This is a genomic window from Streptomyces sp. NPDC022552, assembly GCF_055561875.1.
Window position 1 is genome coordinate 308,576 of record NZ_JBVHGJ010000006.1, and the last position, 26,566, is coordinate 335,141.

The window sequence follows — 26,566 nt, forward strand, 5'->3', positions numbered from 1 at the left end:
CCCTCCGGGCGGCGGGCCGTCAAGGCAGGCAGCGGCAGAGATCAACCGGCCTTGGCTGCCTCCTCGGCGCGAGCTCGGGTGCTGGCGAGGCGGTGGGAGTCGGTGCCGGTCTCGATGATGGTGCCGTTGAAGGTGAGGCGGTCGACGATGGCCGCGCAGAGACGGGGGTCGGTGAACGTCTTGGTCCAACCGCCGAACGACTCGTTGGAGGCGATGGCGACGCTGTTCTTCTCCTCGCGTTCGGTCAGGACCTGGAAGAGGAGTTCGGCGCCGCGGCGATCGAGTTCCATGTAGCCGAGTTCGTCGATGCAGAGGAGGTCGACGCGGCCGTAGCGGGCGATCGTCTTGGTCAGCTGCTTCTCGTCGGCGGCCTCGACGAGTTCGTTGACCAGCTTGGTCGCCAGCACGTACTTGACCCGGTAGCCGGCCATCGCCGCCTCGGTTCCCAGCGCGATCAACATGTGCGACTTGCCGGTTCCGGAGTCGCCGATCAGGCAGAGAGGCTGGCTCTTCTTGATCCAATCGCAGCTGGCGAGCGTGTGGATGGCAGCCGCGTCGATGTTGGGGTTCGCGTCGAAGTCGAAGGTCCGCAACGACTTGTCCCGGGGGAAACCCGCTGCCTTGATCCGCCGCTCAGAACGGCGCCGGGACCGGTCGTCGCACTCGGCCATCAGGAGTTCGGCGAGGAAGCCGCGGTAGGTCATCTGGTCCTTCATCGCCCGGTCGGCGATGTCGGAGAACTCGTTCCTGATCGACGGAAGCCGCAGCAGGCGGCAGGCGGTGTCGATGGCCGTGTTGGCGGCCTGCTCGGTCAGTCCTCGCTGGCGGGGCAGGGTCACTGTGCTTCTCCCTCGCGGTGTTCACCGCCGCTGGCGCGACGGCGTCGGAGCAGTTGGTCGTAGTGCGTCACCGAGGGCAGCGGCCTGGTGTCCGGGGGAAGATGCGCGAGCCTCCACTCGTGCAGAAACGTCACGGTCGCCTCACCCGCGCCGCCGGCTCGCGAAGCGGTCCCGGCCGGCTCGTCCTCGGCCTGGGCGATCTTGCGGGCCTCAAGCGCGACCGCGTCCGCGGTCAGGGCCCCAGCCCGCAGAGCAGTCGCCAGACCGGCGACCAGGTGCTCGTGAGAGACGTGACGGGCCAGCAGCAACACCTCGATCAGGGCCCTGGTGCCGACGGTGTCTCCGTGAGCCTTGACCGCCGCGGCCCACCAGGCGTCATGGACCGGGGTGAACTTGCCCGCCGAGCGGGCCTGCTCGAGCGCGGTGGCGCCGGGAAAGGCACCCGGCTTGCGGATCAGGGCCTCGAGGTAGTGGTCCAGATCCAGGCGGCAGCCGCCTTTCGCGATCAGCCGCTCGTGCCGTGCCACCTCCACGTTCCTGTCGTAAACCACCAGGTGAGAGGCATGCAGCACCACCCGGACCCGCTTGCCGATCAGCCGGACCGGCACCGAGTAGCGGTTCATGCGGACCGCGATCTGGCTGTAGCGGTCGACCCTCGGAGTGAACAGCCGGCCCGTCTCGAACGACTCCTCCGGCAACGGCATCAGCAGCGGGCGCTCGACCTGGAAGTACTCGTCGATGGTCCGCGGCCGCGAACCGATCCTGCGCCGCCCGTCGTGCAGATCCCACTGATCGACCAGCTCGTTCAGCTCGGCCAACGAGTCGACCTCGGGCACCGGCGTGAAGTGGTTGCGGCGGAAGTAGCCGATCTGCCCCTCCACTCCGCCCTTCTCATGGGCGCCCTCGATGCCGGGCCCTCGACGAGGGAGCCGCCTACCTCGTTGCCTGGTGCCTGGTCCTCGAGTACGGCGTTGCCGCCTCCACCGTGGCCATCAGCTGAGGCCAGTACCTGAACGAGGTCAGCGACACCGTCGTCGGGGTCACCCTGCCCGACGCCATCAGCGGCCCACCGGGCGCCGGCGGCTACGTGCACGTGCCCGCGCTCGTGGTAGGGCTGCTCTCCACGCTGCTCCTCGTGCGCACAGCGGCGGTCGCGGGAGGCTCTCCGAGTGTGCGGCTACGCGGTACCCGCGGCTGCCAGCACCGCGACAGGGAGCAGCAGGATCCACTGGGGAAGGCGGAGGAGAGGTCTGGGCCAGCCGACGGACAGCGTGACGACCAAGAAGACTGCCGCGTACGCGGTGAAGTGCGCGGCTATGAACCATACCGCCAGGGTGGTGCCCGACGTGCCGTCCGTCAGGGACAGGTAGATGAGAGCGAGTCCGGAGAGCACCAGGTCACCGCTCACCATGTGCCACACGGCGTGAAGGACGCGCTTCGGTTCGTCCGCGAGCCCGCAGGACAGCAGCGGGCGCACCACGTCGCGGTGCCCGCCGACGAGATGCACCGCTGCCACGCCGAGCGCGGAGATCCCTGCCGCGAGAAGCCAGCCGTTCATCGAACCTCGATTCCTTTGGTCACGACAGCGGCCAGCACTGTGGCCAGCTGCGGGTCAGGGTGCTCCCCGATCAGCCCTACGTGGAAGAACACGGCTCCTGCCAGGGTGTCCAGGACCAGGTCCACGTCCGTTTCGGCCGCGATCTCCCCGCGCGACAGGGCGCGCTCGAAGATGACCAGCAGCCGTTCCTTCGACGGGGCCAGAAAGTCCCCGCGGATGCGCGCCTTCAGTTCCGGATCGGCGGCGAAGTCGGCGAGCAGCCCTGGGAGCGCCGCCGCGGCGGCAGGTGCGTGGAACTCGTCGACCAAGCCCTGCAGCAGCACGGTCAGATCCCCGGCCAGCGTTCCCGTGTCCGGAGGCGGAGCGTCATCGGTGGTCGTGAAGACGGCCTCGAAGACCAACTCCGGCTTGCCGGGCCACCGCCGGTAGATCGTGTCCTTGCCGACACCGGCCCGCGCGGCCACTGCCCCGATCGATGTCCCGGCGTAGCCGACCTCGGCGACCAACTCTGCCGTCGCGCCGACGATCGCCTCGTGCGATCGGGGATCCCTAGGGCGCCCCCTGGAGGGCGGAGAGGAGTTCACGGCATTTACCTTACGGGTCGACCCGTAAAGTAAACAAGTGATCGGCCTGCCCTTCAGGTCCGCGCGTTCAGCGGCTGGTGGTGCTCGGGTCGGTGAGCGCTTGCTTGATGTGCTCGGCCCCGCCCTGCTCGGGGGCGCCGGGCTGGGAGCTGCACTCGGGGGTTGCGATCATGCTGAACGCCGCGCCGTCCTTGTTCGCGAGGTTGCCACCGCCTGTGGAGTTGCGAAGGTAGGAGGCCGCGTCCCAGCGCGTGGCGAACATGAACGGCTTACCGGTCACCGGGGCTCCCCAGAAGATGGCCGTCGTTCGCGCTGCGCGGTCGGGAGCGTTTAGGACTGGTCCGCCCGATTGGGTACGCCCTGTTGCTGCACGCCATGCGGCGGGATGACGCGCGTGCGGGGAGCGGCGCGGTGAGGTGTTCGAGGGTACCGGTGAGGGCGAGGAGCCGGTCCAGGTTCGCGGGCCGGTCGTCCAGGTCCATCACTGCAGCCTCCAAGTCCTGCCTTTCATCCGCCGTGGGCGTAGGGCCGCGAATCCGATGGGCAAGACCGGCCGGAGGACGGGTGAGGCGACGGCCCGAACGCCCGGCATGCCTGTCCGGCACCTGCGGGGCACCAGGGGGCGTGGCTTGAGCCAACGACCAGGTCGAGGCGCTCCTCCAGACGAGACCGCGCCGGCCGGGCCGGTCGTCGCCCCTGGTGGCAGCACTGGAGCGGTCGGTTGCCAAAGCGAGGGAAGCCCGCAGCGAGAGCGCCGGCGAACACGTCACAGTCCACGAGATGCCGAAGCCCAAAGGGCCGCGGCCAAGGAAGGGCGCCTGCGAAGAAGGCGGCCGCCGAGAAGTCTGCGGCGAACAAGACCATGCGGCGGAAGCCCGCCTCAGGCGCGGAACAGTGCCGTCGCCTGCGGGTGGGGAGTGCCTGCAGGCGACGGCTGGAAAGAGACCGCTCGCTCAGCTCCCCCATGCCCCCGAACTCCTCCGGCACACCCACCGTTTCACCCCGTCCGGCATGACGAAGGAGAGCGCGCCGGGCTCCGGCTCGACGCTGAACGGGCTCGGCCGGCTCACGGCTGAGCTCATCCCCACAGCGCCATTCGGCGGATGTCATCGTTGTCGGCGCGGGCCCCGCGGGCTGTACCGCCGCTCACTACTTGGCGCTGGCAGGCCACGGCGTCCTGCTCCTGGAGAAGGCCGGTCTTCCGGAAGGACAAGGTCTGTGGAGACGGCTTGACTCCGCGCGCCGTGAAGGAACTTGCTGACCTGGCCTCGGCCTCGGCATCGGCGGTGTATGGCTGGATCAGCACGCGGGTCCCTCGAAGCAGGCGACTGCCCGTAGACGGATCCCCTCCCGTGCGCCCCTCTCGGCGTCGGTCAGCCCACCGCCCTGCGCGTATCACCACCCAGGACCTCTACCGGAGCCAGCAGACCGCTGTCAGGCGAACCGTCCCGACATCACCCGATCAAGTTTCAGCGTGATCTAGTGAGGAACCCCGGGCCTTCAGGCCCGGGAGGAATCGCTTCCCGAGCCCGGAGGCGCGAAGCGCCGGAGTTCTCTGCGCCTCCGTCGTGACGGTCAGCCTGGACGCTTCTGGTTCTCGATGTACTCCGTGATGATGCTCGGCGGTGCGCCGCCGACAGAAGCTGCGAAGTAGGACGGGGACCAGAAGTGTCGCCCCATAGGTACTTGCGGATGTGTGTCGTACTCCTTGCGCAGCAGTCGGGCCGACACGCCCTTGCGAGAGCCGACCAGTCGGGAGATGGCGACCTTGGGCGGATAGTGCACCAGGAGGTGCACATGATCACGTTCGCCGTTGAACTCGACCAGCTCGGTTCGAAGTCGGCGCAGACGAGCCGCATGATCTCTTCGCAGCGCGTGAGGATCTCGTCGGGGAACGGTCCGCGCCGGTACTTGGGGGTGAAGACCAAGTGAGCGTGGAGGGTGTAGACGACCGTGCGGCCCCTGCGGAAATTAGGGTTCGGCTCCCAGCGTGGTAGGTACGGTGATCCACATGAAGATCGTGACGCAGATCAAGCTGATGCCGGAGGCCGACCAGGCCGCCGCGCTGTCCGCGACCCTGCGCACGGTCAACGACGCCGCGAACTGGGTGTCTATGGTCGCGTTCGAGCGGGGCATTCCCCGTGAGTACGAGCTGCGCTAACACGCCTACGCCGAGTTGAAGGCCCGTGGACTCGGGGCCCAGGCTGCACAGCACGTCATCAAGAAGACCTGTGACGCCTACACCACGTTGAAGGCGAACATCCGGGCCGGGAACCTGGGCAAGCCGGGATCGAAGCGCCGGATCAAGGCCGAGTCGAAGCCGATCACGTTCCGGCCCGAGTCGGCCCAGCCGTATGACGACCGGTGCCTGTCCTGGCAGTACGACGCCCAGACCGTCAGCATCTGGACCACCGCCGGACGGTTGAAGGGCGTCCGTTTCGCCTGCTCGCCCGGCGCACTCGAGACGCTCCGGGATTGCCGGAAGGGTGAGGCCGACCTGATCGAGCGCGACGGCGTGTTCTACCTGGTCGCGGTGTGCGAGGTGCCCGAGGCCCCGCTGAACGAGGACCCGGCCGGGTTCGTCGGCGTGGACCTGGGGATCGTCAACATCGCCACCACGTCCACCGGCTACCGCGCTGCCGGACGCGGGCTGAATCGGCACCGCAAGCGTCAGCTCGACCTGCGCAAGAAGCTCCAGGCCAAGGGGACCAAGTCCGCCAAACGCCTGCTCAAGAAGCGCTCCCGCAAGGAAGCCCGGCACACCGCCAACATCAACCACATCGTCTCGAAGACGATCGGCACCACCGCTGAACGCACCGGCTCCGGTATCGCCCTGGAAGACCTCACGGGCATCCGCAGCCGGGTACGGCTCCGAAAGGACAGCGGACCTGGCTGCACTCGTGGAGCTTCCACCAACTCGGCGCGTTCCTGGAGTACAAGACGCGTCGGTCCGGGGTGCCGCTGGTGTACGTCGATCCGGCGTACACCAGCCGGCAATGCTCCGAGTGCGGCCACATCGACCGGAAGAACCGAGTCGATCAAGCAACGTTCGCGTGCAGGGCCTGCGGGTTCCTGGCCAACGCGGACGACAACGCGTCCCACAACATCGCCGCACGCGGCGTAACCGTGTGGACTGCGGGGCGTGAGTCACGCGTCCCTGCCACCCCCTAGGGGTGTCTGGACGGAGGAGCCGACCCCGCAGCCAGTTGGGAGCTACCTCCAAGCCCGGTCCTTAGGGCCGGGTCAAGTTGACTAGCGGACCGTTCTGTGGCTGACCTGCTACCACTGGCTGCACCATCGCCCAGCGGTCGGGCAACCCGGTGGCCGTCCAGAATCGGGTCCACACCCGCCAGGACTTCGCGTATGTGTCGACGGTGTTGTCCGGGCGTTACGCATCCGGACTGCTGGAGCAGACCGAGCGTCGGACGTCGTCTCGGGTGCGGTCACGCTGTGCACCACCCGGGAGTTACCAGGCGGGCTTCAGCGGGCACATCTGACCGCGGATCGGCGCTTGTGGTCCGAGGAAGGCATGCGTGAGTGATGCCGCATGCGGGCGAGGCGCACGGTGGGCGACCCGGTCGGCGCCAGTCTATGGGCGAAAGGCGCGTCGGTGATGGGAGGGCCACGTCCGGGGGCGAAGTCCGGCCGCTCCGTACAGCGGTTGGGCGAAAGAGGTGCGAGGCCGTGAGAGCGCTAGCATCAGTGCGCCGCTGATGGCCCACCGAGAAGGCGATGTCCACACGATGGCTGATGACGCATACCTGTTCCTGCTCCCTCCCAGGCACCCTCGGATCGGGGCGGCCCTGGCCACCCTCGGTGCGCTCGAATGTTCCGAAACACCAGCCGTGCACGGCTGGTTGCAGGCGCACGGCGTCTCCGCGTCCTCCGAGGAGGTCAGGATCCTTCCTGCGGAGGCGGAGGTCTTCATCCCGCAGGACGCCGAGCGGCTGCCGGTGCCCCTGAGCGAGGAGGAGACGCTGCGCGTCCAGCAGGAGTGCGCCCCCCAGTCCGTCACGGACATGGAGCACGAACTGCTCGGGTTCCGCGACGCGACCCAGGAGTGGGAGGCTCTCGTCCACCGCGCCCTGACCGCGGGCATCCCCGCGCAGCGCATCGCCCAGCTCACCGGACTGGACCCGCAGGACATCGCGCGTCTGACCGCCTGACTGCGGACCGCGGAGACCGACCGCCTGGCACGGCCCGAACACCGGTCATGAAGGCGGCGGTTCGGGGCAAGCAGACCGTGAGCGGTGGGGACCGCTCGAATCGCATGTCCGCGCCTGTGCCCCCGGGCCGTGGACAGCAGGAAGAAACCAGGGCCCGCGCCTCACCAGGCGCGGGCCCTGGTTCCGTAAGGGCTCCGTGCGCCGCCGCCCAGCCGCCCGCACCTCAGTGGCGCGGCCCCCGGCCCAGCCGCAGGACGGCGAGGCCGTCCGTGTGCCGGCCGGCGTTGAGGGCGCGGGTCTCCTCGATGAGGAGGTCCACGTGCGTGCCCCGGATCCGCAGGCGGCAGCCGGTCCATCAGGGCGAGCAGGTGTTCGACACCGATGCGGTTCCCGGTCGTCCCCGCGTGGCCCTCCGTCAGGCCGTGCGTGTAGAGGATCAGTGCGCCCGCATTCGGCAGCGGAATCACCGTGGAAGGTCAGTGGTCGAGGTCGGGGGCGATGCCCAGAGCCATGCCGTGCGCGGCGGCGACCTCCAGGGTGCCCTGTTCGGTTCAGAGGGGAGCGTCATGCTCGGCCAGTTTCAGGGTTGCCGTCCCTGCGGCTCGGTCGACGTGATCAGGGAGCAGTCGGCGAAGTGCGGCTGCTGCTCGCGCGGCTCCGCGGCGAGGATGTGGTCGAGCAGCCGCAGCAGCCCCGCGCCCCGGTGGCCGCCGAGGACGAGCGAGCGCCACGCTATGCGCAGGCGGACCCCGAGGGCCCTGGGGACCGCGGTCCTGCTGTGCAGTTGAGGCCCGTTGCCGAGCCCGCTCGGCAGGGCGCGATCCCGGCGCGACGTCCGCGTCGGGGCCGGGTCGCCGTGGGGCTCCGGCGGCGGCCGTCGACTAAGTCCGCACACGTGCGGACCAGGAGCCGGGACGCTGAGGGGGCGCGAGGGCGGTACGCCGTGCAGGACGGCTCTGTTGTGCCCCAGCGGGTAGTCACCCCGGAGCAGGGACACCCACAGGGCGTGAATCCCGGGGGAGTGGCTCTCGGCGGCCATCCCGGTCACCAGGCCGCTGGGTGCTCTGACCAGGAGGGCGAACCTGGCCGAAGCTCTTGTCGTCGCCCCCGTTCCCGCAGCCGTCCGCGGGCTGGGTTCTGGTCCACACGCCGGTGTAGCCGCAGGATCTCCCGCAGCCGGTCGAACTGGCCCTTGCACATCTCCTGGAGCAGCACCACGTCGGGCTCCCACTTGCCGGCATGCCCCTTGATCCCGTCGGCCCAGGCGGCCGTCGACAGTTCGCTCCGGCAATGGGCCGCGTAGTCACCACACACGTTGCAGTGACCGTCCGCACCGCCGGCGTGCCGGCCGGCGCCTTTGCCGCGCCGACGGGAGACACGATCGGTGTCGCCAGCGCGGCGACAGCACCGGACACGGCCCGCCACCCAGCGATCGATGAACCCTCATCCCGCTCCCACCCCCGCGTTCGCCCCGCTGTGATGAAGATCGAACGAGAGGCCAGGCTGGATCACGTTCCCGATACACCCTCGGCCTTTGCCGAAGCGGCAACAGCAGTGGCGTCGTGAACCCACCTTCAGGGACGGTGGCCCGGTGACCGAACACATCGCAGCAGAGGGATCGCCCGCAGACACGTACCGGGGAGACCCGACCGTACGGGCCGAGTGGGACAACCGCTACGCGGACCGCCACCGACTCTGGAGCGGGCGCCCCAACGGAGCGCTGGTGGCCGAGACCGCAGCCCTCACACCCGGCCGGGTACTTGACGTCGGCTGCGGCGAAGGCGCCGACGCCGTCTGGCTCGCGCACGGCGGCTGGGACGTCACCGCGCTCGAGGTCTCGGGCGTGGCGCTGGACCGGGCGGTGGGCCACGCCCGAGACGCCGGCGCCATTGTCCGCTGGATCCACGCGGAGCTGACGGAGGCGAAGCTGCGGCCGGGCTCCTTCGACCTGGTCTCCGCCCAGTACCCGGCGCTGCTCCGCACCCCCGACGCCGCAGCCGAACGCGCCCTCCTGTCCGCTGTCGCACCCGGGGGCGTCCTCCTGCTGGTCCACCACGCCGGCATGGACACCCAGCGGCCCGACGAGGGCGGCTTCGACCCGGCCGACTACGTCTGGCCCTCCATGGTCGCCGCCCTCCTCGACGACGACTGGCGGATCGAGGTCGACGAACAACGTCCCCGCGTCACCCCCGAGGGCGGCGCCGGCGCCCACCACACCGACGACATCGTCCTCCGCGCCCGCCGCCTCCGCTGAAACGACGCGACCGGAGGGCCACGACGCCCCGTGCCTCGGGGGCCTCAGACGCCGGGATCGGGTCCGGCCGGCTCTTCCACGCCGGCCCGGACAGCCTCTCCAGTTGCGCCGCGAACGCGACACCGAGGAAGAGGGCCAGCGTCGTCGGGTACGACCACAGCAGCAACGCCATGATCGCGCTGAGCGGCCCGTACACGCTGGTGAAGGAACCGCTCGCCCTGACGTACAGACTCAGTCCGCAGGCCGCCCCGTTCCACGGCACCAGACACAGGATCGCGCCGAAGGCCGGCCACGTGTAGCCGGGCTGGTCCCGTCGCGGGGAGAGCCGGAAGATCGCGCTGGTGGCCGGCACGGCCAGCAGCACACCCACCGGCCAACGCAGCACCTCCCAGGCGCGGGTGGCGTCCGGCCCGACGCCGCAGACCTCCGCGAACGCCCGCGTCAGATCGGAGCCGAGGACCGTGAGGAGGAAACTCAGCCCCAGCGGCAACCCGGCCAGAACGGCCATCACCGTCTCCCGCGCATCCTTGCTCAGGAAGGGCCGGTCCCGCTCGACGCCGTAGACACGGTTGGCGCCACGTTCGACCTGGCACAGGCTCGTGGTGACGTTGACCAGCGAGAAGAGCAGGTCAGTCAGAGCGCCGCCTGGCCCCCCACGCCCGCGTGCCGGCGGCTCAGCCGCAGTGCCTCGTCGACCATCTCTTGATTGGGGCCGCTGGTGACCCGACGGATCGTCAGCTAGGCGACCCGACCTATGCCCTCCGTGTGCAGCACCCCGGACTGGCCGATCGCCACGATCGCCAGCGGCACGAGGGAGAGCACCGTCTGCAGCGCCAGCGCGCGCGAGTGGCTGAAGCCGTCGGCGTAGCGGAACCGTACGAACGAGTCCCGCGCCAGGCTCCCCGTTGCCTTTCTCTCTGTATGCCGTACGCCTACGTGACTTCCGCTCGTCTTACGACACACCCCCGGCTGACGTAGCGTCCTGCTGCGGCCACGCGGGGGAGCTGAGTCCTACGTCGCCGCGCGGCAGCATTCACCGAGGCACGCGCTCGATCGCATCCCGCCATCCCCGTGATCCGTTAGGCACGGTGACGACGCTCTTGCACGCATCGCACTTCGCCGTGTGCCGGAAGCGTGCGAGCGACCCTCCGACCGCAGAGGAATCACCGTGCGCAGACGATCCGTCCTCTTCGCTGCAGGAGCCCTGCCCACTACGCTGGCTATGCCGTTCAGGCGGGCCTTCGCGGCATCGCCGATGCCGCCCGTGCTGGACCACCGGGTCGAGAGGGTCTACGACGGGCAGTCGTACACCGACCTGTCCACGGAGATCACGAAGGTGCGGGGGCTTGCCGCGGGCACGATCTTGGTGACCTTCAGCACGACGAGCCGCAACCCGGCGATGACGCTGGTCAGCGCCTCGGACCGGACGAGGCCGGCGACGGACGTCACAGCCTGCATCAGTTCCGGCAGGCTGCAGTTCTCCGTGCGGGAGAACGGAGTCGTCAAGCAGAACCACCTCACGCGCACCATGTACGACGACGGCATGTTGCATTCGGTCGCGATCACCGTCACCAGCAGCGGGACCACCTTTTACGCCGACGGGCGCCGTGTCCTGACCACGGGTCAGGCGAACTTCTTCGGCAGCGCAGCCAACCTCACCGCGCTCAACATCGCGCGAAGTGTCGACAGCGAGCATCCCGGCGGCGAAGGCTTCTACTCGGGCACGATCAAGCGCGTCGCCATCTACGACCGCGTCCTGTCCGCGAGGGAGGTGGCCGCAGTGAGTGTGCGCATCGACCTCGTCGACTTCGGGACGATCTCCTCGATCCTCAACTCGAATACTCCGGCCGTCTGGCTGACCACGGGAGACAGCATCACCCATGGCGCGCTCTGGACCAACGGCTGGCGCAGCTATGCCGAGCACTTCCAGGAGCGGCTGCGCTGGGAACTCGGCAAGCCCAAGCACAGCGACTTCGTCATCGACACCGGTGTAAGCGCAAGCACCACCAACGACCTGGTGGCGAAGTTCGCCGCACGGGTCTCTGCGTTCCAGCCCAAGGTCGTGTCGATCATGCTGGGTACGAACGACGCCGCCACGGCCTCCACCGGACGCGACGTGTACCGGGCCAACCTGCGCAAGCTCGTGGCGAACGTCCGCGCACTGCCCGGCGGGGCCGTACCCCTGCTCCAGACGCCCAATCCGGTCGACCTGAACCGGTGGCCGAACCACACCGCCCTTGCCGACTACGTCAAGATCATGCGCGAGGTCGCGGAGGAGTCGGGCGTCGTGCTCATCGACCACCACGCATATTGGCTCGCGACCAACGGCGGCACGGTTCCTCTACACCTCCTCGGCGACGGGCTGCACCCGGACCAGCGAGGCCACCTCTTCCTTGCCAAGAAGATGATCAGAGACCTGCGTGTCTTCGACCCCACCAGCCGCGTCTGCGCTCTGACCATTCCGTAGGTCGCCACCTCGCGCGGGGTGACCCGGCGGACCCGAGCGCACCCCGGCGTCACCGTGGCCACCATGCTCGACGGTGAGGCGGTGGTGCAGGCAACGGTCGCTGTGCGCGTGGCTGCAGGTCAGTGAGGCCAGTGTGCCGGTCTTCGGGGGAGGCCCCGCCGGGTTGGGAACTGTGCGGGGCCTCACGGTGGAGCCTCCGGATTCAGGTCGCCATCGGCGTAGCGGCCTTGGACGAGGCTACGGTGGGCTCGTTCGTAACGGTGGGATCTCAATGGCTGGGTGCTGCGACGCGGTTCTTGCCGTCCCGGTGTGGGCACGGCGGGTTGGACGCGGTGGTTCACCACGGTCGGAAGGTTGCTGGTTCGTTGCTCTCCGCCAGGGACGAGCCGTACGTGACGCTGATGGTCGACGAGGCGGCTGGCGACGGTGAGGTGCACGCCCTGTACGGGCCATGAGGGTTCGTGGGGTCGGCCACAACTAGCCGTCGCCGGCACCACCTCGAGAGGCGATCTCACAGGTCCGAGCCCCGTGGACCGGGGCAGGCCGGGTTCCAAGATGCACGTCCTGTCGGACGCGAACGGACTGCCCCTCCTCGTCGGCTTCTCGGCCTCAAGCACGACCGCGACTCCGCGTCCGTCAACGCGCAGGCCCCCAGTTCCGTGCGCTGGGCGATGAGCGTCGGTCGGTGACCGGGACAGGGTCCCGGCTGCAACGCTGCAGCCGGAGCCATGTCGTTGTATCGACTGGGCCGTCCCGAGCTGCTACTTGCCGCCGCCCTGACCGGCGGCAATCGTACGACGTCACCCAGCTGAATTCGCTCCTCCAAGCCGTGCCGCCGGTGCGGGGCCAGCGGGGCTGGCCCCGGCGCCGCCCGGCCACAGTGCTGAGCGACCGAGGCTACGAACACGCCGAGTACCGCCGCATGGGCCTGGATCTCGGCGTGAAAGCCGCTGATCTCCCGCCGCGGCATCAAGCACGGCTCCGGACTGGGCACCCAACGCACCCAGGCCCGCAGCCGCACCAGCGGCTTCGGCTCACCCAGCGCGTCGATCTTGGTCCGCGCCGTCGCCGTCGCCTACCTCCGCGAACCAGACAGCGAGCTTCGGTTGCCCGGCGCGAACGCAGATGCCAGGGATGCGGCGGGCATGTAGTCGACACGGGCTGGAGTCGATCAGGGCCTCTTGGCGGCCAACAGCTGAGAGCCGAGGGTGTCGTACGCCCATTGCTCCCACTTGGCTGGCGGCCATGCGCGGTCGCGGGTGAGGACCAGGAAGAGCTCCGGGCTGAGGACGGCGTAGAGGATGTCTGCCGCTTCTTCGGCGGGGACGGCGGGGCGGGCGCCTGGCTTCTGGGTCAGGGACTTCGCCGCTGTCGAGAGAACCGTGTACCGCGGGTCTACCTGGTCCGGCCACAAGTCCCGGATCTCCGGGTTGGTCGCTGTCGCAGCGCGGACCATCTCGTTGATGGCCGCGACGCGTTCGAGCGTCCTGCGGGTGGCGCTGACCAGTGCGGCCAGTGCGGACTCGGCGGTGGGTGCGGACGTGACCTCCGCAAACCACGGCCGTTGCATCGTCGGCACGGGTTGGTCGTCGCCCGCGATCGCGACGTCGACAAGTTCTTTGAGCAGAGCGGGCTTGTTCCGGAAGACGAAATAGATCGTCTGCACCGCCACGCCTGCCCGGTCGGCGACCTCCTGCAGTTTCGTCGCCCCGTAGCCCTGGTCGACGAAAAGTGCGCCGGCGGCCTCGATGATCCGCCGCCGCGTCTCCTGGGCCTTGATGCCTTGTTTCCCCTTGCCCTCACGCATGGCTGGAGTCTATATCTAGAGTCAGACTCTAGAGGTTAACTCTAACAATGGGGAGCGTGAGCCGTGCACACCCACACCAACCATCAACAAGCAGCGGCCTGGAACGACTGGGAGGGCATCCACTGGGCCGAACACCCCGAGCGCTACGACGCGATGATGGGCGTGTTCAATGCCCCCCTGTTCGCCGCCGCGGACATCGCGGCCCCGGACCGGGTCCTCGACGTCGGCTGCGGAACCGGCCAGACGACGCGCCTTGCGTCGCTGCGGGCGCACGACGGACATGTCGTGGGAATCGACCTGTCCGCGCCGATGCTGGATCGCGCCCGCCGCGACGCCGCGGCGGAAGGCCTCGACAACGTCACCTTCGAGCAGGGCGATGCGCAGGTGCACCCGTTTCCCGACGATGGATTCGATGTCCTCCTCAGTCGTGGCGGTGTCATGTTCTTCGCTGACCTCGTCGCAGCTTTCACCAACCTCAGGCGTGCGCTCCAGCCGGCCGGCCGACTCGCGTTCCTCGGCCCGCGGCCCGGCGACCTGGACAGCGCCTTCGCCCGCGCTACTGCCGCACTCTCGCCCTTCCTCCGCGAGGCATCCCCGGCCTCCAGGGGGATGGGGTCGCTCCATGCCCCCGCGCGCATCCGCCGAGTGCTCACGTCCGCAGGGTTCACCGACATCGACGTGGACCCGGTCGAGGCGCCCATGACCTTCGGCGCCGACGCGGGCGACGCCGCCGACTTCATCTTCTCCATGGGCTCGACGCGCTTCAACCTGCGCTACGTCGACCCAGGAACCATCGCGCGAATCCATGCCGAAGTGCGCGACGCGCTCATGGAGTTCGAGACCGCGGACGGTGTCCGCATCATCGGGTCGGTCTGGATCGTCACAGCGACCGGTGGCGGGGCCGTTGCCAGGTGATCAACGACATCAGCCACCGGCTTGGCACCGGATTGCACAGGCGTGCGCTGCCGGAACGTGACGGACCGTCCAAGTAGGACAGCCCGCAGACCGCAGGCGCTGTTGTCGGCCCACGGCGCCTCCTCCGGGGCCGCATGGCCGAGGTCGCGGGTAACGAGCAGGATCGCCTGCGCCGGGCACTGCGCGGCGTACGGCCAACGGCGGTTCGACAAGGAGAGGTACGAGAGGCGCAGCCCCATCGAGCGGGGGAGCCGCGGCCCGGAACAGTTCGGGCCGCGGCTCCCCGGGATCGCGTCACGCCTCGAGGGCATGGTGTGAACCGTTCGCCGTGCATCCGCTGCGCGGGTTCATTCGGAATTCACTTGGCCTGTGGCCAGAGGGTGCGGACCGCGGCGCGTACGGCATCCAGGTCGACCGCCTCGGGAGCGACCCGCCACTGGGCGTGAAGACCGATGGCGGTCGCCACCATCAGGATCGCGACGGCCTCGGGGGTTGCTCCTGGCGGTAGGGCTTCTGTCCGGAGCCGGTTCTGAACGGCCTGCCGGAGTGCGGTGTGGAGCCGCGCGTAGTGGGTGCGGAGCGGGGAATCGATCTCGACGGCCTCGGCGAGCAGGGTGATGAACAGGCGGGTGTCGGGCCGGCGGATGAAGTCCATGACCTGATCGAGTGGCTCGGCGGCCGGCGGCGCGAAGCCGGTGAGCACTGCCTGGAGCTGGGCGTCGACCACTGCTTCCAGCAGGCCGAGCTTGTTGCCGAAATGCCAAGGGATGGAGCCACGGCTGATGTTGGCCTTGTCGGCGATGTCGATGAAGCTCGTCTGCCGGTACCCCTTCTCGGCGAAGAGATCGGCGGCGGCCGCGATGAGGAGTCGGCGGCTCTCCTGAGTCCGCTCGGTTCGTCTCGTTGCCATGCGGCCCATCTAACCATCGATGTCATCAGACAGCGCAGATGTTGACCGAGATAGCCTATGTCAATCAACATAGAGGTGAGGGGGGCTCATGTGCGAGGCGATTCATGCCAGGGCGCGGCGGTCCAGGGGCGCGGACGTGCGGCCCGGCCTCGCCGGCACCGGACGAGGGGGCGAGGGGGGCGAGGGCGCGCGCCTCGCGCTGTTCTACGCACGCCCACCGGCCGACAGGGCCGTGCACACCGCAATGCACCGGTGCTGGGTGCGCGGGGCGAGCCGTGACCAGAAGCTGCCAGGCCGTCCTGACCGAGCCCAACAGGCGGGCCGGATCGCACCGGATGACTGCCATCACGCCCTCCCGACTACTCCTCGTCCACCCGGCGCTGACCCAGCCTGGGGAGCGGGCGTGCGCGACCACGAAAGGACCGCAGGATGAACTCCGGAACGAAGCTGCTTCGATGGGCAGGCACGATCATGATTGCCCTGGGGGCGGGGCACCTGGCGATACTGACGTTCACCGCCTGGGAGGACGTGGCGGGCTGGGTGGAGCAGGGTGTGTGGGCGGCCGTCCCGCTCTCGCCCGGGAGCGTTGACACGGTCCCCGGCCTGGAGAACAAGCTCGCCTTCTGGGGCGGTCCTGGAAGCTTTGCCGCCCCCATGGCCCTGCTCGGCTACCTGATCCGGCATCTCGCCGGACGTGGCGTGACCGTACCGGCCGGCATCGGCTGGGGTGTCGCGATCTGGTGCGCGCTGGGAGGAGTGCTGCTCGTGCCGTCGCCCTTCCTCGCCGGAGTCGTCCCGGGACTGCTTATCGTCCTCGCGGCGCGCAAGAAGGAGGCGCGGAAGGACGGGACCACCGTGAACGCCGGTACCGCAAGAGAAGGGAGCCGCTGAATCCCATGCGGGCCTCCACCAGGCCAGCCTGACGCTCAACGGATGAAGGTGCTCGCGGGTGACAGCACGCATGAGGCCCGGATCCTGTGGATCCGGGCCTCACGTCACTTCAGTAGCGGGGACAGGATTTGAACCTGCGACCTCTGGGTTATGAGCCCAGCGAGCTACCGAGCTGCTCCACCCCGCGTCGGTAGACACAAGACTACGCCACGCACGGCACCCCCAAGACGAGGCCGCCTTCTTCATCAGGAATCGCGGGCGCGCTCGGGCGGAGTGACGGGGTAGTGCTCCACCGAAGCGGGCCCCGGGCGGAAGCGTTCGGACTGCATCCGGATACGCGGCACTACTCGGCCGCGGGTAGCCGGAGAGCGATGTCGCCTACCGCTGGATGCATGACGCCCTGCTGGAGGACAGCCTGGACCTCGCCGAGCGCCCCGCCCGGCGGTCCCGTTGGCCCCGTACGTCCGGCTGCTCCGGGCCCTCGCCACGAGGGTTCTGGCGGGCCCGCCCACGGCGGGTCTACTGAACGGTCCGGCCTCACCGCCCTCCCGAGAGCCGGATAGCGGCCCCTGATCGTCGCGGGTCCCCCGACAAGGCCGCGAAGGAGGCTGTCCGAGTTGCACTATTCGGGCGCGATTTGGAGGTGGCGTGCTGACTCCCGTGCTGACTTGGTGCTGACTACGCTGCGTAGAACCCCGGCATGTGGCCGCACAGCGGGTTTCGTAGAAGACCCTGGGCCGAGCTCAGCCGCCGACGCCATGGGCAGCACGGTACCGATTGCCCGAGCGGGGGCACCGCTCCTACTCGGGGCCGAATGCCCAGAGCCTCCCCGGGGGCCTCTACGCGCCGAGACGGCGCATGCACGGCTGATCCCACTCACACGTCCGTCGTTCGTTCGGACGGCGGACGTATGAGCTCGTCGAGCGTGTTTCCTGGCTGATCCCACGGCCGAAGACATGAACTGAACTCGCCGTGGAGAAGGCTCGGTTGCTTCGGGCAAGCACTGACTGGTTCAAGGAGATCAACGATGGCCTCGGTCACGCGCGGGCGACTTCGTCCTCGCCGCGTTCGCAGCCCGGCTCATGGCGTGGGCGGGCCCGCGCGCTGGGGTCGGCCGCCTCGGGGTGATGAGTTCGCCGTGGTCCTGGAGCTGCCCGCAGCCCGCCGCGCGCTCAATGCGACTGGTCCGCAAGTGCGCGGAGCATCTGGGGGGCAGCGCATCGGAAGGAGAACCGACGATGCGCCCTGTCCCATTTCGGACGTGCGAATGGCCTGCACCTCGTCCGGGTACAGGCCATTCGCCTATGGCCCGCGGCGTGGGGGGAGGCCGCTGGCGGGCTGCTCGAGCGGTCCCATCGCTCTTGGCCCCTGTGCCCCCGGGTCTCCCTTCCATGCACACATCCCGCAAATGACCCGTGACCCGCCTCTGGGAGAGGCATACGTGGTAGACGCATCCGTGGAGTCGACGGAGTACGCGAACTGTTTGCGACCACTCACACTGCCGGACCGCCGGCCAGAGCGGCCCGGCGTCCGGTTCGGAGTCGTGGCGAGGAAGGGCGACCAGGAGCGGCGTGCTCGGGTTTCTGAGGATGACCTGCGACTGCCTCCTGGGCTTGATGACGAGGAGCATCCTCGGTCGCAGGTACGCCCGTACCCGGCGTCGGCTACCGGGAGGGACTCGGCGGGACTCCACGGCGTTCGGTGGTGGGTCCGCCGCGCATCGCAGATCCGGTCTACACGGGGTATCTGCATTACGCAGTACGACGAGCTGTTGGCCGCGGATGCTGGTGAACAGCCCGGACTGCTCGGCCTTGTTTCCGACATCGACGAACGTCGTGGCCAGACGCTCGGCGAAGTACTTCAGGTGGTCGGAGAGGCCTTCGCCGAGGAGGTGACGCTCCGGAAGGAGGTGGGATGGCGCGGGCAGTCCTACGCTCCGGACCGTGACTCGGCTTGTGCCCTGGAGTGAGGCGGGTGGCCGGGCTGGGCGGGACCTCATGTCTGTGCGCCGCGCCCGAGCCCGGGCGGTCGACGCGTCAGCATGGGGAGGAGCCGGTCCGGGGTGAGGGGCAGGTCGCGCAGCCGCAGGCCGACCGCGTGATGGACGGCGTTGACGACGGCTGCGGCCGTGCCGACGATACCGATCTCCCCGATGCCCTTGCTTCCCATCGGATTCAAGTGGGGGTCGTGCTCCTCCAGCCAGTGCGCCTCGATCCCGCGCACGTCGGCGCACGAGGGAACGTGGTACGAGGCAAGGTCACGCTCGGAGTAGTCGCCGAAGACGGAGTCCATGGTGCTGTGCTCGGTCAGCGCCATGCCGAGTCCCATCGTCATGCCGCCGATGAACTGGGAGCGGGCGGTACGGGGGTTGAGAACACGGCCGACGGCGTAGACGCCGAGCAGCCGGCTCACTCGGACCTCTCCGGTGCCGCCGTCGACGTGGACCTCGGCGAAGTGCGCGCCGAACGCGTGGCGGGCGTAGGGGGACGTTCGCCCCGCCTCTTCCTCAGTGTCCGCCTCGGCGGTCACGCCTTCGGGCGGGAGCGTGCCGGAGCGGGCGGCCAGTGTGTTGCGCAGGGCCGTGCAGGCCTTGTGTACGGCCCAGCCCCAGGAGGCCGTTCCGGAGGAGCCGCCGGCGACGGGCGCGTCGGGCAGGCGGCTGCTGCCGAGCTCGACGCGCACGGACTCGAGCGGAGCCCCGAGGGCCTCGGCGGCGATCTGGGCCAGGACGGTGCGCGCACCGGTGCCGATGTCGGTGGCGTCGACCCGTACGACGTGGGTGCCGTCCGGCGCGGCGTGCGCCGAGGCCTTGGACGGGCTCAGGAGGAAGGGGTACGTGGCCGAGGCGACGCCCGTGCCGGACAGCACGTCTCCTTCGCGGCGGACGCCGGGCCGGGGGTCGCGGCCCTCCCAGCCGAAGCGTCTGGCGCCCTCCTTCAGACAGGCGGCCAGACCCCTGCTGCTGAAGGGCTTTCCGCTGTCAGGCTCCACGTCGGGCTCGTTGCGCAGCCGGAGCTCCACCGGGTCGACGCCCGCCGCCTCGGCGAGTTCGTCCATGGCCGTCTCGAGGGCGTACATGCCGGACGCCTCGCCGGGCGCACGCATCCACGAGGGGGTCGGTACGTCCAGCGCCACCACCCGGTGGCTGGTTCGGCTGTGGGGGGAGGTGTACATGGTGCGGGCCGGAACGGCGGCCTGTTCCACGAACTCCTTCACCGTCGACGTCTGGGTGACGACCTCGTGGGCGAGGGCGCCGATCACGCCGTCGTCGGACGCGCCGATCCGGACGCGCTGGACGGTGGGCGCGCGGTGACCCACGACCGCCGCGAGCTGATTGCGGGGGAGGGCGAGCCGGACCGGGCTGCCGGTGTGCCGGGCGGCCATTGCCGCGAGGACGGCCGGCGGCCGCGGGGTGCCCTTGGAACCGAAGCCGCCCCCCACGTACGAGGAGTCGACCGTGATCCGCTCCGGTGACAGCCGGAACAGTGCCGCGAGGACGTCTCGTACCGTGGTCGCCCCCTGACTGGAGTCGTACACGGTCAGCTCGCCGTCGTCCCACCAGGCCGTGGCGGCGTGCGGCTCCATCGGGTGGTTGTGCAGGGCGCTCATGGTGTAGGTCGCGTCGAGCCGTACCGCGGACGCGGCGAAGGCCGCGTCGAAGTCGCCACGCTCCCGTACTGCCGGATGGCCGCCGTTGGCCTTCTCGGGCGTGTAAAGGCGCGGGTGGTCGGCGACCAGCTGCACGTCGTGGTCGTCGGGTGCGTAGTCGATCCGTAGCGCGTCGGCAGCGGCCCGCGCGTTCTCCGGGGTGTCTGCGACCACGAGGGCAACGAACCAGCCCCGGTGAGGGACGCGGTCGTCCTGGAGCAGGGCGAGCGTCGGGTCGTCGGCCTCGCCGAGGCGGGGCGCGTTCTCGTGGGTCAGTACGGTGTGCACACCGGGGTGCCGCAGGATCTCCTCCGTGTGCACGGCGGTGACGCGGCCGCGCGCGACGGTGGCGGGCACGGGGCAGGCGTGGAGACAGCCGGGTGGGGTCCGGTCGACGGCGTAGCGGGCCTCACCCGTCACCTTCTTCCGGGCGTCATGCCGGACGGCCGCCGCAGGGCGCAGGGGTTGGCTGCTCATGGCGCGGTGTCTCCTCCGGTCGTCAGTGTGTGGTGTCTTCCGCTGTCCGCCGTGCCGGTCGTGCGGCGATCCTCCGGCGTCACCGGCGGGCTCGAGCGCGGGACGCGAGGTCGTGCAGCACGCTCACGACGAGGCTGCGGGCGAGGGGCACCTTGAAACCGTTGTCGCGCAGCGGTTCGGCGGCGGCGAGTTCGGCGTCGGCCGCCCGCTCGTACGTCTCGGTGGTCGCCGGTGCGCCACGCAGCACCTCCTCCGCCTCGCGGGCCCGCCAGGGTTTGTGGGCGAGACCGCCGAAGGCGAGGGCGGCGCGCCCCACGTGGCCGTCCTCGACGGTCAGGACTGCGGCGACCGAGGCGAGAGCGAAGGCGTACGAGGCCCGGTCGCGGGCCTTGCGGTAGGCGCTGTACGAACCGCGCGGGGGCGGCGGCAGCGTCACGCCCGTGATGAGCTCGCCGTGCTCGATGACGGTGTCCCGCTCCGGGCGGTCGCCGGGCAGGCGGTGGAACTCGGTGACCGGTACGGTCCGCTCGCCGGCGGCTCCGAGTAGGTGGACGTCCGCGTCGAGAGCGGCGAGCGCGACCGCCATGTCCGACGGGTGCGTGGCCACGCAATGGGCGGAGTGGCCAAGGACCGCGAGGTCGCGGTGGACGCCCTCTCGGGCCGGACAGCCCGAACCGGGCACGCGCTTGTTGCACGGCTTCGAGGTGTCCTGGAAGTAGAGGCAGCGGGTGCGCTGGAGCAGGTTGCCCCCGGTGGTGGCCGCGTTGCGCAGCTGAGCCGAAGCGCCGGCCAGGAGGGCCTGCGAGAGCACCGGGTAGCGCGTGCGCACGGCCGGATGGGCCGCGACGTCACTGTTGCGCGTGGTCGCACCAATGCGCAGGCCGCCCTCGGAGGTCTCCTCCACGCCGTCGAGTGGCAGACCGGCGATGTCGACGAGCAGCGGCGGGCCGGCGACGCCCAGCTTCATCAGGTCGACGAGGTTGGTACCACCGGCGAGGAACTGGGCGCCGGGGTGGGCGGCGAAGTGATCGAGTGCCTCTTCGGCGCGCTCCGGCCGCACGTATGCGAAGGGTTTCACCGTGAGACCTCCTCGATCGCGTCGACGATGCGCGGGTAGGCGCCGCAGCGGCAGATGTTCCCGCTCATGCGCTCGCGGATCTCGTCCGGGGTGAGGGGGACCGCCTCGCTTGGTGGCTGCTCCGCCGGTGTGACGTGCGACGGGTGCCCGCGCGCCGCCTCGTCCAGCATGGCGACGGCAGAGCAGATCTGGCCCGGGGTGCAGTAGCCGCACTGCAGGGCGTCATGGGCGACGAACGCGTCCTGGACCGGATGGAGCCGGTCGCCGTCGGCGAGGCCCTCGATGGTGGTGACGGACGTGCCGTTGCATGCGACCGCGAGCAGCAGACAGCTGTTCACACGCCGCTCGTCGAGGAGGGTGGTGCAGGCCCCGCACTGCCCGTGGTCGCACCCCTTCTTCGAGCCGGTGAGGTCGAGACGGTCGCGCAGCGCGTCCAGCAGCGTCGTGCGGTTGTCGACGTGGAGCGTGTGGCTCGTGCCGTTGACCCGAATGGTGATCGTGGAAGTGGTGCCGGGACCGAGGCCGGGGCCCATCCCCGGGCCGTGCTCTGCTTCGGGCCTACGCATGACGGGATGCCTCGCGACGGGCACACCGAGCGGTCTGGGACCGCTTACAACGCCTGGCTTGTTCGCGGGTGATCACGGTCCGTTCCACGGCCTGCCTCCTCGCTTTCCCTTCACCGTCACGCTCGTCGACGGTATGCCAGGGCCGCCTTCCCCGCCTCCCGCGACCCAGGCGCCGACCCGGGTTTCACTCGACGTCCGTGGTCGCCGGGCTTGCCGGCCACTCCCGTCGTCGGGCGCTCTCCTTCGCAGCGGGGATGGGACACGCGACCACGGCGTCGCCTGCGAAACCCACCACTTTGAAGAAGCCGCTCATGCCTCCGGCACCGACGCGCTGCCCGCGCGGGCGACGCAGCCCACCGACAAGGCGGCGTGCCCAGGGCGCCCGGACAAGGCCACTCCAGTTCACGGCTCAGCCGGGGCGCGTCACCGACGGTGGCCGGGGTGGGGTGCCGGCCGGAGGCCGCGGAGGGTGGCGAGGTGGGCGCGGAGCATGGCGCCAGGCGACCGGCTGGCTCAGCCGACACCCCATCACGCTGAGCGGGACTACTGCATGGGCTGAAGGATGGTCTGGCCCGCTGCCCCGACCTGGAGACGGCCGCCGGGTGAGCGTGTGGTCGTTGGTGAGGCGGAGTTCCAGCGGTGGGCTGCCGTAGCGAATGGCGTTGGCGACGAGTTCGCTGGAGCTCAGCTCGGTGTGGAAGGCCGTCTCCTGCGGGACGCCCCAGCGGGCGGTCTGCTCGCGGGCCTGACGCCGGGCGGTGGCGACCGACGTGGGGGTGTGGCCGAGCCGCCACGTGGCCACGCGGTCGGCCGGATCGGCGTGGGTGTGGGCCAGCAGGAGGACGCTACGCCCGTGTGCGCCCTGCGCCGTCTACGACCCGATCGAGGGCCCCTGCGCAGTCGCGGGAGCCGGCGACCCCGCAGGGGGGCGCGTTCCTCCGCCAGCAACGCCGCGCGCGAGGAGCTCGTCAGGGCCGAGATCGAATCCGGCCAAGGAGTGGATGGCCGTGCGTAGTTGGCCCATGACAGCGGTGGCGTGGCTGTTCTTTCCCGCGACGGCGTCCACTACGAGGGCGGTGCGACCTCCGGGCAGCGCGATGGTGTCCGTACCACTGGGTGACCTGGCCGTACGGCCTGACCTGTTCCACCGTCAGGCTGCTGGTCACGGTGATGTCCGTCTCCAGCTTGGTCACGTACGGAACGCCGCACTGGAGCACCACGCTGTGGCGGTTCTTGCCCAGTAGGCAGGAGGCTCCCATCACCTCCCCGTCGCGGACCGTTGCGCCGAAGGTCTGGATGGTCTCCGGTACGGCGTTCGTGGGTTCGGGGGTGCCCTCGTTCATGAAGTAGCTGCCGTTGATCGCCACGTGGGGGCGCTCGGGCATGGTGTCCACCATCTCCCGGACGGTCTCGCTGGTTCCGGCCTGCCTGCCGAACGTCTCTCGATCCGCAGGGCGCCCACGGCGGGGGCGATCCGGACGATGTTCAGCTCACGCGGGTACGTGCGCTGTGAGATCGGGGACGTCTCCTTGTAGCGGAAGTACTCCACGCCGGGTGCGAGCAGCCTGCTGTCGGCGGTGGGCGGTCCAGCGCGGCAGTTCGGGAGCGGATGGCTGCTCCTCGGCCGCGCTCGTCTGGCCCGAACCGGTGAACAGGAGCACCGAGCCGAGTGCGGTGACGACGCAGGGGAGGGGCCGGCTGAGGGAATCAGCACCCGCACGTGCTGCGTGACGGCCATGGATGAACAGCAGCAGCTCGATCCAGGGCGGCCGCAACGCGGCTGGACACATCGAGATCGCTCACAAGCTTGAGATGCGGGACACCGTCCTCGAACGTGGGGACGATGATCGACCAAGACCCCACCGTTCTAGGGTCGGAAGAGTGGGGCTGCCCCGGTGATCTGCAGGAGCCGGGTCACTGCGGGGCTGGCGGCTGCGATGGTGAGGGTCCGGCTTGCGTCGAGGGCGTGCTGGCGTGCGCGGAGCAGCGTGTTGAGGGCCATGGAATCGCAGAAGGAGACTTCCGACAGGTCGAGCATTACCCCGGTCCGGGCCTCGTCGTAATCGGTCAGAGCGTGCAGGAGAGTCGTTCTCAGGTCCGCGACGGTGTCGAGGTCGATCTCTCCACGGACCGTAACCAGCACACCGGACTCGGCCGACGTCACGGACACTTCCATGCGATATTCACCGTCCGTGTGAGGGGCCGCTGGGCGGGCGGGGTCGTGGAGCAGCGTCATCTCCAACACCTCCGGAAGCGCGAAGTGGGACCTGTATCGAGTGTCTTCGCGCCTCAGTCATACGTCAACAGTTACATGAACTCTTCTTCGCATTTTGAGAGTCCGGGGGCATGATGAGGGGATGACACCCAAGGGACACTCGGAGTGGACGTTCCTCACCAATCACGCCCGTGTGCTGCTGGCGCTCTCCCGCGATCCCGGCGTGCGGCTACGGGATGTCGCAGCGAGCTGCGGGGTGACCGAGCGCACCGTACAGGCGATCGTGGCCGACCTTGAGGCAGCCGGGTACATCACGCGGGCCCGCACCGGGAGGCGCAACCGCTACACCCTCGTCCCCGGCGCCCCGTTCCGGCATCCGGCCGAAGCGGGCCGGGAGATCGCCGGCCTGCTTGAACTGTTCGCCGACCCCCGCCCCAGCATGGCGAGCACTCCGTAGCCCAGGCTTCGTGCAAAGCGGATGGGGCATGGCACGCCTTTCGGGAGCGAGCCGCACCCAGACGTACTGCGGCGGGATGGAGTGGCCGTAGCCGGCATCGAGTCCGTCTTGTCGGAGCTGCCGACCCGGTCGCTCCGTTTGCCAGCTTCGGAGGTACCTGCCGCAGATGCGAACTGCTCTGGCTCCGTCGAGCATGGCAGTGACCCCGACACCGTCGAGAAAGGGATGCGCCATGCCCAGAGGTTCAAGTCCGAAGCGTGAGCGTCAGTACAAGCGGATCAAGGAATCCGGTGAGAAACGCGGCATGTCCGAGGACCGTGCGAAGGAGATGGCTTCCCGCACCGTCAACAAGGAGCGTGCGCGCGCGGGGGAGAGTAAGTCAGCCAGCCGCAGTTCCACCCAGGGCAAGTCCGCTTCAGAGCGCGGCGGTCAGAAGTCGGGCGGCGGCTCCTCGTCCGTGCGGACCAAGGACGAGCTGTACCAAGAGGCCAAGAAGCGCGGCATCGACGGCCGGTCGACGATGACCAAGCAGCAGCTCAAGAACGCCCTCGGGCACTGACCGTACTGGCCGAGGCCTTCGGCTCCCATGTACAAACGCTGAGGCTCCCCGCATGACGGGAGCCTCAGGGGCGGACGGACCGGCGGCCCAACCGGCGGACGGTCAGTCGGTGGAGAGGGCCTGAAGAAGGTCTCCGACTTGGGGGTCGCACAGCGCGCCGACGACATCGGCTCGGGCCACGACGCCGACCAGGCGGTGGCCGTCGATGACCGGCAGGCGCCGGACCCTGTGCTCGCTCATCGTGCACATGATCTCCTGCGCGTGGGCTCGAGGGTGCGCACGATGTGGCCGACGGGATCGACTCCCGTCATCGGAGCCATCAGGCTGCTGGTCAGGTATCCGTCGGCGAGGGCCTGGCTGATCAGACGATGGGCTTGCTCGCGGGTCCCGCCTGCTTGAGTGAGGAGCTGCAGAATCCTTCGGCCGGTAGTTGGCGCCTCCGCGGCCCGCAGGACGAGGGCCAGCGGCCCGCTGATGAAAGCGCTGGCGATGCGGCCCCTTGACTGGGTCAGGTTGAGGGTGTCGCCGCTCCGGAAGGCCAGAGTACTGACGTGGATCCTGAGGAACGGAAGCACGTCGGCGCGGCCTTCGAGGTCCCGTCTCACGTGGGCAACCCACGACGTGTCGGCGTGAGCGGCAGCCTGATGGGCGGTGCCGATCGTGGCAGCGGAGGGTCCGACTCTGGCCAGGGCGACCCCGGCGAGCAGGCCGAACGATGTCGATCGGCCGGTGGCGCGCAGGAGGTAGCTGGCGACCGAGACGGCTGCCTTGCGAATCCGCTTCGGCTCGATGTCGTCGCCTGCCAGGATCCGCTCCACGTAGCCGACCAGCCGCGGAGACGCGGCACGCAGCGTGGTGAGCACGGCGCCGGGCGCCACGTTCCGCACCCCGTACTACCACCACCGCGACCAGCCCGAGCGCTACCAGCAGTTCAACCGCGACCACGCTCGACTGTGAACTCCGGGCGAACGTGCCTTCGCCCAGCTCCTGGCGAATCCTCCGCCGAGCCCAAAGCTCCACCCGCCGCATCAGCACGATCGCCCAGGCGGGTGCGACCGGATCTGGACATTCCCGATGGGCGCCGTGCGGCCTCCACCCGGTCGGCCTGGGCACCGTTCGTACGCAGGGAACGGATTCGGCCCCAGCGCCCCGACGTGCGCCCCCTGTGCGCCCGA

The 26,566-nt window shown here is 69.6% G+C and carries 23 protein-coding genes, 1 tRNA gene and 9 pseudogenes; 14 read left to right on the plus strand and 19 right to left on the minus strand.

Annotation, left to right across the window (positions count from 1 at the left end; all coding sequences use genetic code 11):
• Positions 1-41: 41 nt before the first annotated feature.
• From istB to ACZ3OF_RS19215, 5 genes are all read right to left on the minus strand, one after another.
• Positions 42-839 (minus strand): IS21-like element helper ATPase IstB, encoded by a 798-nt coding sequence (gene istB, locus ACZ3OF_RS19195; RefSeq protein WP_467305731.1) that lies wholly within the window; start codon positions 837-839, stop codon positions 42-44.
• A complete protein-coding gene (locus tag ACZ3OF_RS19200) occupies positions 836-1,720 on the minus strand; it encodes a Mu transposase domain-containing protein (RefSeq protein ID WP_467305733.1) in 885 nt (294 codons plus the stop codon). Before ACZ3OF_RS19200 ends, istB begins: the two co-directional genes overlap by 4 nt.
• 296 nt (positions 1,721-2,016) lie before the next feature.
• Positions 2,017-2,397: a hypothetical protein gene (locus ACZ3OF_RS19205; RefSeq protein WP_361680268.1), complete on the minus strand. Its 381-nt coding sequence runs from the start codon at positions 2,395-2,397 to the stop codon at positions 2,017-2,019.
• Positions 2,394-2,981, minus strand: a complete 588-nt coding sequence (locus ACZ3OF_RS19210) for a TetR/AcrR family transcriptional regulator (RefSeq protein WP_361680265.1) — start codon at positions 2,979-2,981, stop codon at positions 2,394-2,396. Before ACZ3OF_RS19210 ends, ACZ3OF_RS19205 begins: the two co-directional genes overlap by 4 nt.
• Before the next feature lie 67 nt (positions 2,982-3,048).
• Positions 3,049-3,261, minus strand: a complete 213-nt coding sequence (locus ACZ3OF_RS19215; protein ID WP_467305734.1) for a hypothetical protein — start codon at positions 3,259-3,261, stop codon at positions 3,049-3,051.
• Between the two features lie 792 nt (positions 3,262-4,053).
• Here ACZ3OF_RS19215 and ACZ3OF_RS19220 point away from each other — a divergent pair.
• Positions 4,054-4,291: pseudogene (locus ACZ3OF_RS19220) on the plus strand (FAD-dependent oxidoreductase); the annotation flags it as partial.
• A 265-nt stretch (positions 4,292-4,556) separates the two neighbouring features.
• Here ACZ3OF_RS19220 and tnpA read toward each other — a convergent pair.
• Positions 4,557-4,909 (minus strand): annotated as a pseudogene (gene tnpA / locus ACZ3OF_RS19225) (IS200/IS605 family transposase).
• 83 nt (positions 4,910-4,992) lie between these two features.
• Here tnpA and ACZ3OF_RS19230 point away from each other — a divergent pair.
• Together ACZ3OF_RS19230 and ACZ3OF_RS19235 are read left to right on the plus strand one after the other, a co-directional pair.
• Positions 4,993-6,152 (plus strand): annotated as a pseudogene (locus tag ACZ3OF_RS19230) (RNA-guided endonuclease InsQ/TnpB family protein).
• Between the two features lie 572 nt (positions 6,153-6,724).
• Positions 6,725-7,147 (plus strand): DUF6003 family protein, encoded by a 423-nt coding sequence (locus ACZ3OF_RS19235; RefSeq protein WP_361444296.1) that lies wholly within the window; start codon positions 6,725-6,727, stop codon positions 7,145-7,147.
• 580 nt (positions 7,148-7,727) lie between these two features.
• Here the strand turns inward: ACZ3OF_RS19235 and ACZ3OF_RS19240 are convergent.
• Positions 7,728-8,186: a hypothetical protein gene (locus ACZ3OF_RS19240; protein ID WP_467305737.1), complete on the minus strand. Its 459-nt coding sequence runs from the start codon at positions 8,184-8,186 to the stop codon at positions 7,728-7,730.
• Between the two features lie 552 nt (positions 8,187-8,738).
• Between ACZ3OF_RS19240 and ACZ3OF_RS19245 the strand changes: the two genes are divergently transcribed.
• Entirely contained in the window at positions 8,739-9,401 is a 663-nt protein-coding gene (locus ACZ3OF_RS19245; RefSeq protein WP_361680253.1) for a class I SAM-dependent methyltransferase, read from the plus strand.
• Positions 9,402-9,445: 44 nt separating this feature from the next.
• Here ACZ3OF_RS19245 and ACZ3OF_RS19250 read toward each other — a convergent pair.
• Positions 9,446-10,364 (minus strand): annotated as a pseudogene (locus ACZ3OF_RS19250) (YihY/virulence factor BrkB family protein).
• 259 nt (positions 10,365-10,623) lie between these two features.
• Here ACZ3OF_RS19250 and ACZ3OF_RS19255 point away from each other — a divergent pair.
• From ACZ3OF_RS19255 to ACZ3OF_RS19270, 4 genes and pseudogenes are all read left to right on the plus strand, one after another.
• On the plus strand, positions 10,624-11,868 hold the full coding sequence (locus tag ACZ3OF_RS19255) for a GDSL-type esterase/lipase family protein (protein ID WP_467305740.1): 1,245 nt from the start codon (positions 10,624-10,626) through the stop codon (positions 11,866-11,868).
• Between the two features lie 365 nt (positions 11,869-12,233).
• Positions 12,234-12,314 (plus strand): annotated as a pseudogene (locus tag ACZ3OF_RS19260) (GNAT family N-acetyltransferase); the annotation flags it as partial.
• 55 nt (positions 12,315-12,369) lie between these two features.
• Positions 12,370-12,465, plus strand: a pseudogene (locus ACZ3OF_RS19265) (IS5/IS1182 family transposase); the annotation flags it as partial.
• A 167-nt stretch (positions 12,466-12,632) separates the two neighbouring features.
• Positions 12,633-12,869, plus strand: a pseudogene (locus tag ACZ3OF_RS19270) (transposase); the annotation flags it as partial.
• A 170-nt stretch (positions 12,870-13,039) separates the two neighbouring features.
• Here the strand turns inward: ACZ3OF_RS19270 and ACZ3OF_RS19275 are convergent.
• Positions 13,040-13,675, minus strand: a complete 636-nt coding sequence (locus ACZ3OF_RS19275) for a TetR/AcrR family transcriptional regulator (protein WP_467305742.1) — start codon at positions 13,673-13,675, stop codon at positions 13,040-13,042.
• Between the two features lie 63 nt (positions 13,676-13,738).
• Between ACZ3OF_RS19275 and ACZ3OF_RS19280 the strand changes: the two genes are divergently transcribed.
• Complete coding sequence (locus ACZ3OF_RS19280; protein WP_467305744.1) at positions 13,739-14,590, plus strand: class I SAM-dependent methyltransferase; 852 nt, start codon at positions 13,739-13,741, stop codon at positions 14,588-14,590.
• 358 nt (positions 14,591-14,948) lie between these two features.
• Here the strand turns inward: ACZ3OF_RS19280 and ACZ3OF_RS19285 are convergent, their stop codons facing one another.
• Positions 14,949-15,500, minus strand: coding sequence for a TetR/AcrR family transcriptional regulator (locus ACZ3OF_RS19285; RefSeq protein WP_361680238.1), 552 nt, complete (start codon positions 15,498-15,500; stop codon positions 14,949-14,951).
• Positions 15,501-15,929: 429 nt separating this feature from the next.
• Between ACZ3OF_RS19285 and ACZ3OF_RS19290 the strand changes: the two genes are divergently transcribed.
• Complete coding sequence (locus ACZ3OF_RS19290) at positions 15,930-16,391, plus strand: DUF6463 family protein (protein WP_467305747.1); 462 nt, start codon at positions 15,930-15,932, stop codon at positions 16,389-16,391.
• A 113-nt stretch (positions 16,392-16,504) separates the two neighbouring features.
• On the opposite strand, the gene ACZ3OF_RS19295 is transcribed toward ACZ3OF_RS19290, so the two are convergent.
• Positions 16,505-16,578 (minus strand) — tRNA-Met (locus ACZ3OF_RS19295).
• 1,221 nt (positions 16,579-17,799) lie between these two features.
• On the opposite strand from ACZ3OF_RS19295, the gene ACZ3OF_RS19300 reads away from it, so the two are divergent.
• Positions 17,800-18,360, plus strand: a complete 561-nt coding sequence (locus tag ACZ3OF_RS19300; protein WP_467305749.1) for a hypothetical protein — start codon at positions 17,800-17,802, stop codon at positions 18,358-18,360.
• 26 nt (positions 18,361-18,386) lie between these two features.
• On the opposite strand, the gene ACZ3OF_RS19305 is transcribed toward ACZ3OF_RS19300, so the two are convergent.
• From ACZ3OF_RS19305 to ACZ3OF_RS19330, 6 genes are all read right to left on the minus strand, one after another.
• A complete protein-coding gene (locus ACZ3OF_RS19305; RefSeq protein ID WP_467305751.1) occupies positions 18,387-20,516 on the minus strand; it encodes a xanthine dehydrogenase family protein molybdopterin-binding subunit in 2,130 nt (709 codons plus the stop codon).
• Between the two features lie 79 nt (positions 20,517-20,595).
• The gene (locus ACZ3OF_RS19310) at positions 20,596-21,594 is read right to left on the minus strand and encodes an FAD binding domain-containing protein (RefSeq protein WP_361680227.1); all 999 of its coding nucleotides are present in this window, start codon (positions 21,592-21,594) and stop codon (positions 20,596-20,598) included.
• Entirely contained in the window at positions 21,591-22,127 is a 537-nt protein-coding gene (locus ACZ3OF_RS19315; protein WP_361680306.1) for a 2Fe-2S iron-sulfur cluster-binding protein, read from the minus strand. Before ACZ3OF_RS19315 ends, ACZ3OF_RS19310 begins: the two co-directional genes overlap by 4 nt.
• A 442-nt stretch (positions 22,128-22,569) precedes the next feature.
• The gene (locus tag ACZ3OF_RS19320) at positions 22,570-22,962 is read right to left on the minus strand and encodes an ATP-binding protein (protein WP_467305753.1); all 393 of its coding nucleotides are present in this window, start codon (positions 22,960-22,962) and stop codon (positions 22,570-22,572) included.
• A 69-nt stretch (positions 22,963-23,031) separates the two neighbouring features.
• Positions 23,032-23,226: a hypothetical protein gene (locus ACZ3OF_RS19325; RefSeq protein WP_361680221.1), complete on the minus strand. Its 195-nt coding sequence runs from the start codon at positions 23,224-23,226 to the stop codon at positions 23,032-23,034.
• Positions 23,227-24,027: 801 nt separating this feature from the next.
• On the minus strand, positions 24,028-24,396 hold the full coding sequence (locus ACZ3OF_RS19330; RefSeq protein WP_361680215.1) for an STAS domain-containing protein: 369 nt from the start codon (positions 24,394-24,396) through the stop codon (positions 24,028-24,030).
• A 121-nt stretch (positions 24,397-24,517) separates the two neighbouring features.
• On the opposite strand from ACZ3OF_RS19330, the gene ACZ3OF_RS19335 reads away from it, so the two are divergent.
• Both ACZ3OF_RS19335 and ACZ3OF_RS19340 read left to right on the plus strand, forming a co-directional pair.
• A complete protein-coding gene (locus tag ACZ3OF_RS19335) occupies positions 24,518-24,832 on the plus strand; it encodes a helix-turn-helix transcriptional regulator (RefSeq protein WP_361680212.1) in 315 nt (104 codons plus the stop codon).
• Positions 24,833-25,064: 232 nt separating this feature from the next.
• Positions 25,065-25,391, plus strand: a complete 327-nt coding sequence (locus ACZ3OF_RS19340) for a plasmid stabilization protein (RefSeq protein WP_467305756.1) — start codon at positions 25,065-25,067, stop codon at positions 25,389-25,391.
• Between the two features lie 102 nt (positions 25,392-25,493).
• On the opposite strand, the pseudogene ACZ3OF_RS19345 reads toward ACZ3OF_RS19340, so the two are convergent.
• Both ACZ3OF_RS19345 and ACZ3OF_RS19350 read right to left on the minus strand, forming a co-directional pair.
• Positions 25,494-25,652, minus strand: a pseudogene (locus ACZ3OF_RS19345) (CBS domain-containing protein); the annotation flags it as partial.
• Complete coding sequence (locus tag ACZ3OF_RS19350; RefSeq protein WP_467305758.1) at positions 25,628-26,278, minus strand: lantibiotic dehydratase; 651 nt, start codon at positions 26,276-26,278, stop codon at positions 25,628-25,630. The gene ACZ3OF_RS19350 and the pseudogene ACZ3OF_RS19345, both read right to left, overlap by 25 nt.
• Here ACZ3OF_RS19350 and ACZ3OF_RS19355 point away from each other — a divergent pair.
• Positions 26,262-26,439 (plus strand): annotated as a pseudogene (locus tag ACZ3OF_RS19355) (IS5/IS1182 family transposase); the annotation flags it as partial. The gene ACZ3OF_RS19350 and the pseudogene ACZ3OF_RS19355 overlap by 17 nt on opposite strands.
• Positions 26,440-26,566 lie beyond the last annotated feature (127 nt).

Excerpts from the sequence above, each read along its gene's own strand:
- ACZ3OF_RS19205 (WP_361680268.1), bottom strand. The coding sequence starts at position 2,397 with ATGAACGGCTGGCTTCTCGCGGCAGGGATCTCCGCGCTCGGCGTGGCA.
- ACZ3OF_RS19235 (WP_361444296.1), top strand. The coding sequence starts at position 6,725 with ATGGCTGATGACGCATACCTGTTCCTGCTCCCTCCCAGGCACCCTCGG.
- ACZ3OF_RS19240 (WP_467305737.1), bottom strand. The coding sequence starts at position 8,186 with ATGGCCGCCGAGAGCCACTCCCCCGGGATTCACGCCCTGTGGGTGTCC.
- ACZ3OF_RS19255 (WP_467305740.1), top strand. The coding sequence starts at position 10,624 with ATGCCGTTCAGGCGGGCCTTCGCGGCATCGCCGATGCCGCCCGTGCTG.
- ACZ3OF_RS19275 (WP_467305742.1), bottom strand. The coding sequence starts at position 13,675 with ATGCGTGAGGGCAAGGGGAAACAAGGCATCAAGGCCCAGGAGACGCGG.
- ACZ3OF_RS19285 (WP_361680238.1), bottom strand. The coding sequence starts at position 15,500 with ATGGCAACGAGACGAACCGAGCGGACTCAGGAGAGCCGCCGACTCCTC.
- ACZ3OF_RS19290 (WP_467305747.1), top strand. The coding sequence starts at position 15,930 with ATGAACTCCGGAACGAAGCTGCTTCGATGGGCAGGCACGATCATGATT.
- ACZ3OF_RS19300 (WP_467305749.1), top strand. The coding sequence starts at position 17,800 with ATGACCCGTGACCCGCCTCTGGGAGAGGCATACGTGGTAGACGCATCC.
- ACZ3OF_RS19305 (WP_467305751.1), bottom strand. The coding sequence starts at position 20,516 with ATGAGCAGCCAACCCCTGCGCCCTGCGGCGGCCGTCCGGCATGACGCC.
- ACZ3OF_RS19315 (WP_361680306.1), bottom strand. The coding sequence starts at position 22,127 with ATGGGCCCCGGCCTCGGTCCCGGCACCACTTCCACGATCACCATTCGG.
- ACZ3OF_RS19330 (WP_361680215.1), bottom strand. The coding sequence starts at position 24,396 with ATGACGCTGCTCCACGACCCCGCCCGCCCAGCGGCCCCTCACACGGAC.
- ACZ3OF_RS19335 (WP_361680212.1), top strand. The coding sequence starts at position 24,518 with ATGACACCCAAGGGACACTCGGAGTGGACGTTCCTCACCAATCACGCC.
- ACZ3OF_RS19340 (WP_467305756.1), top strand. The coding sequence starts at position 25,065 with ATGCCCAGAGGTTCAAGTCCGAAGCGTGAGCGTCAGTACAAGCGGATC.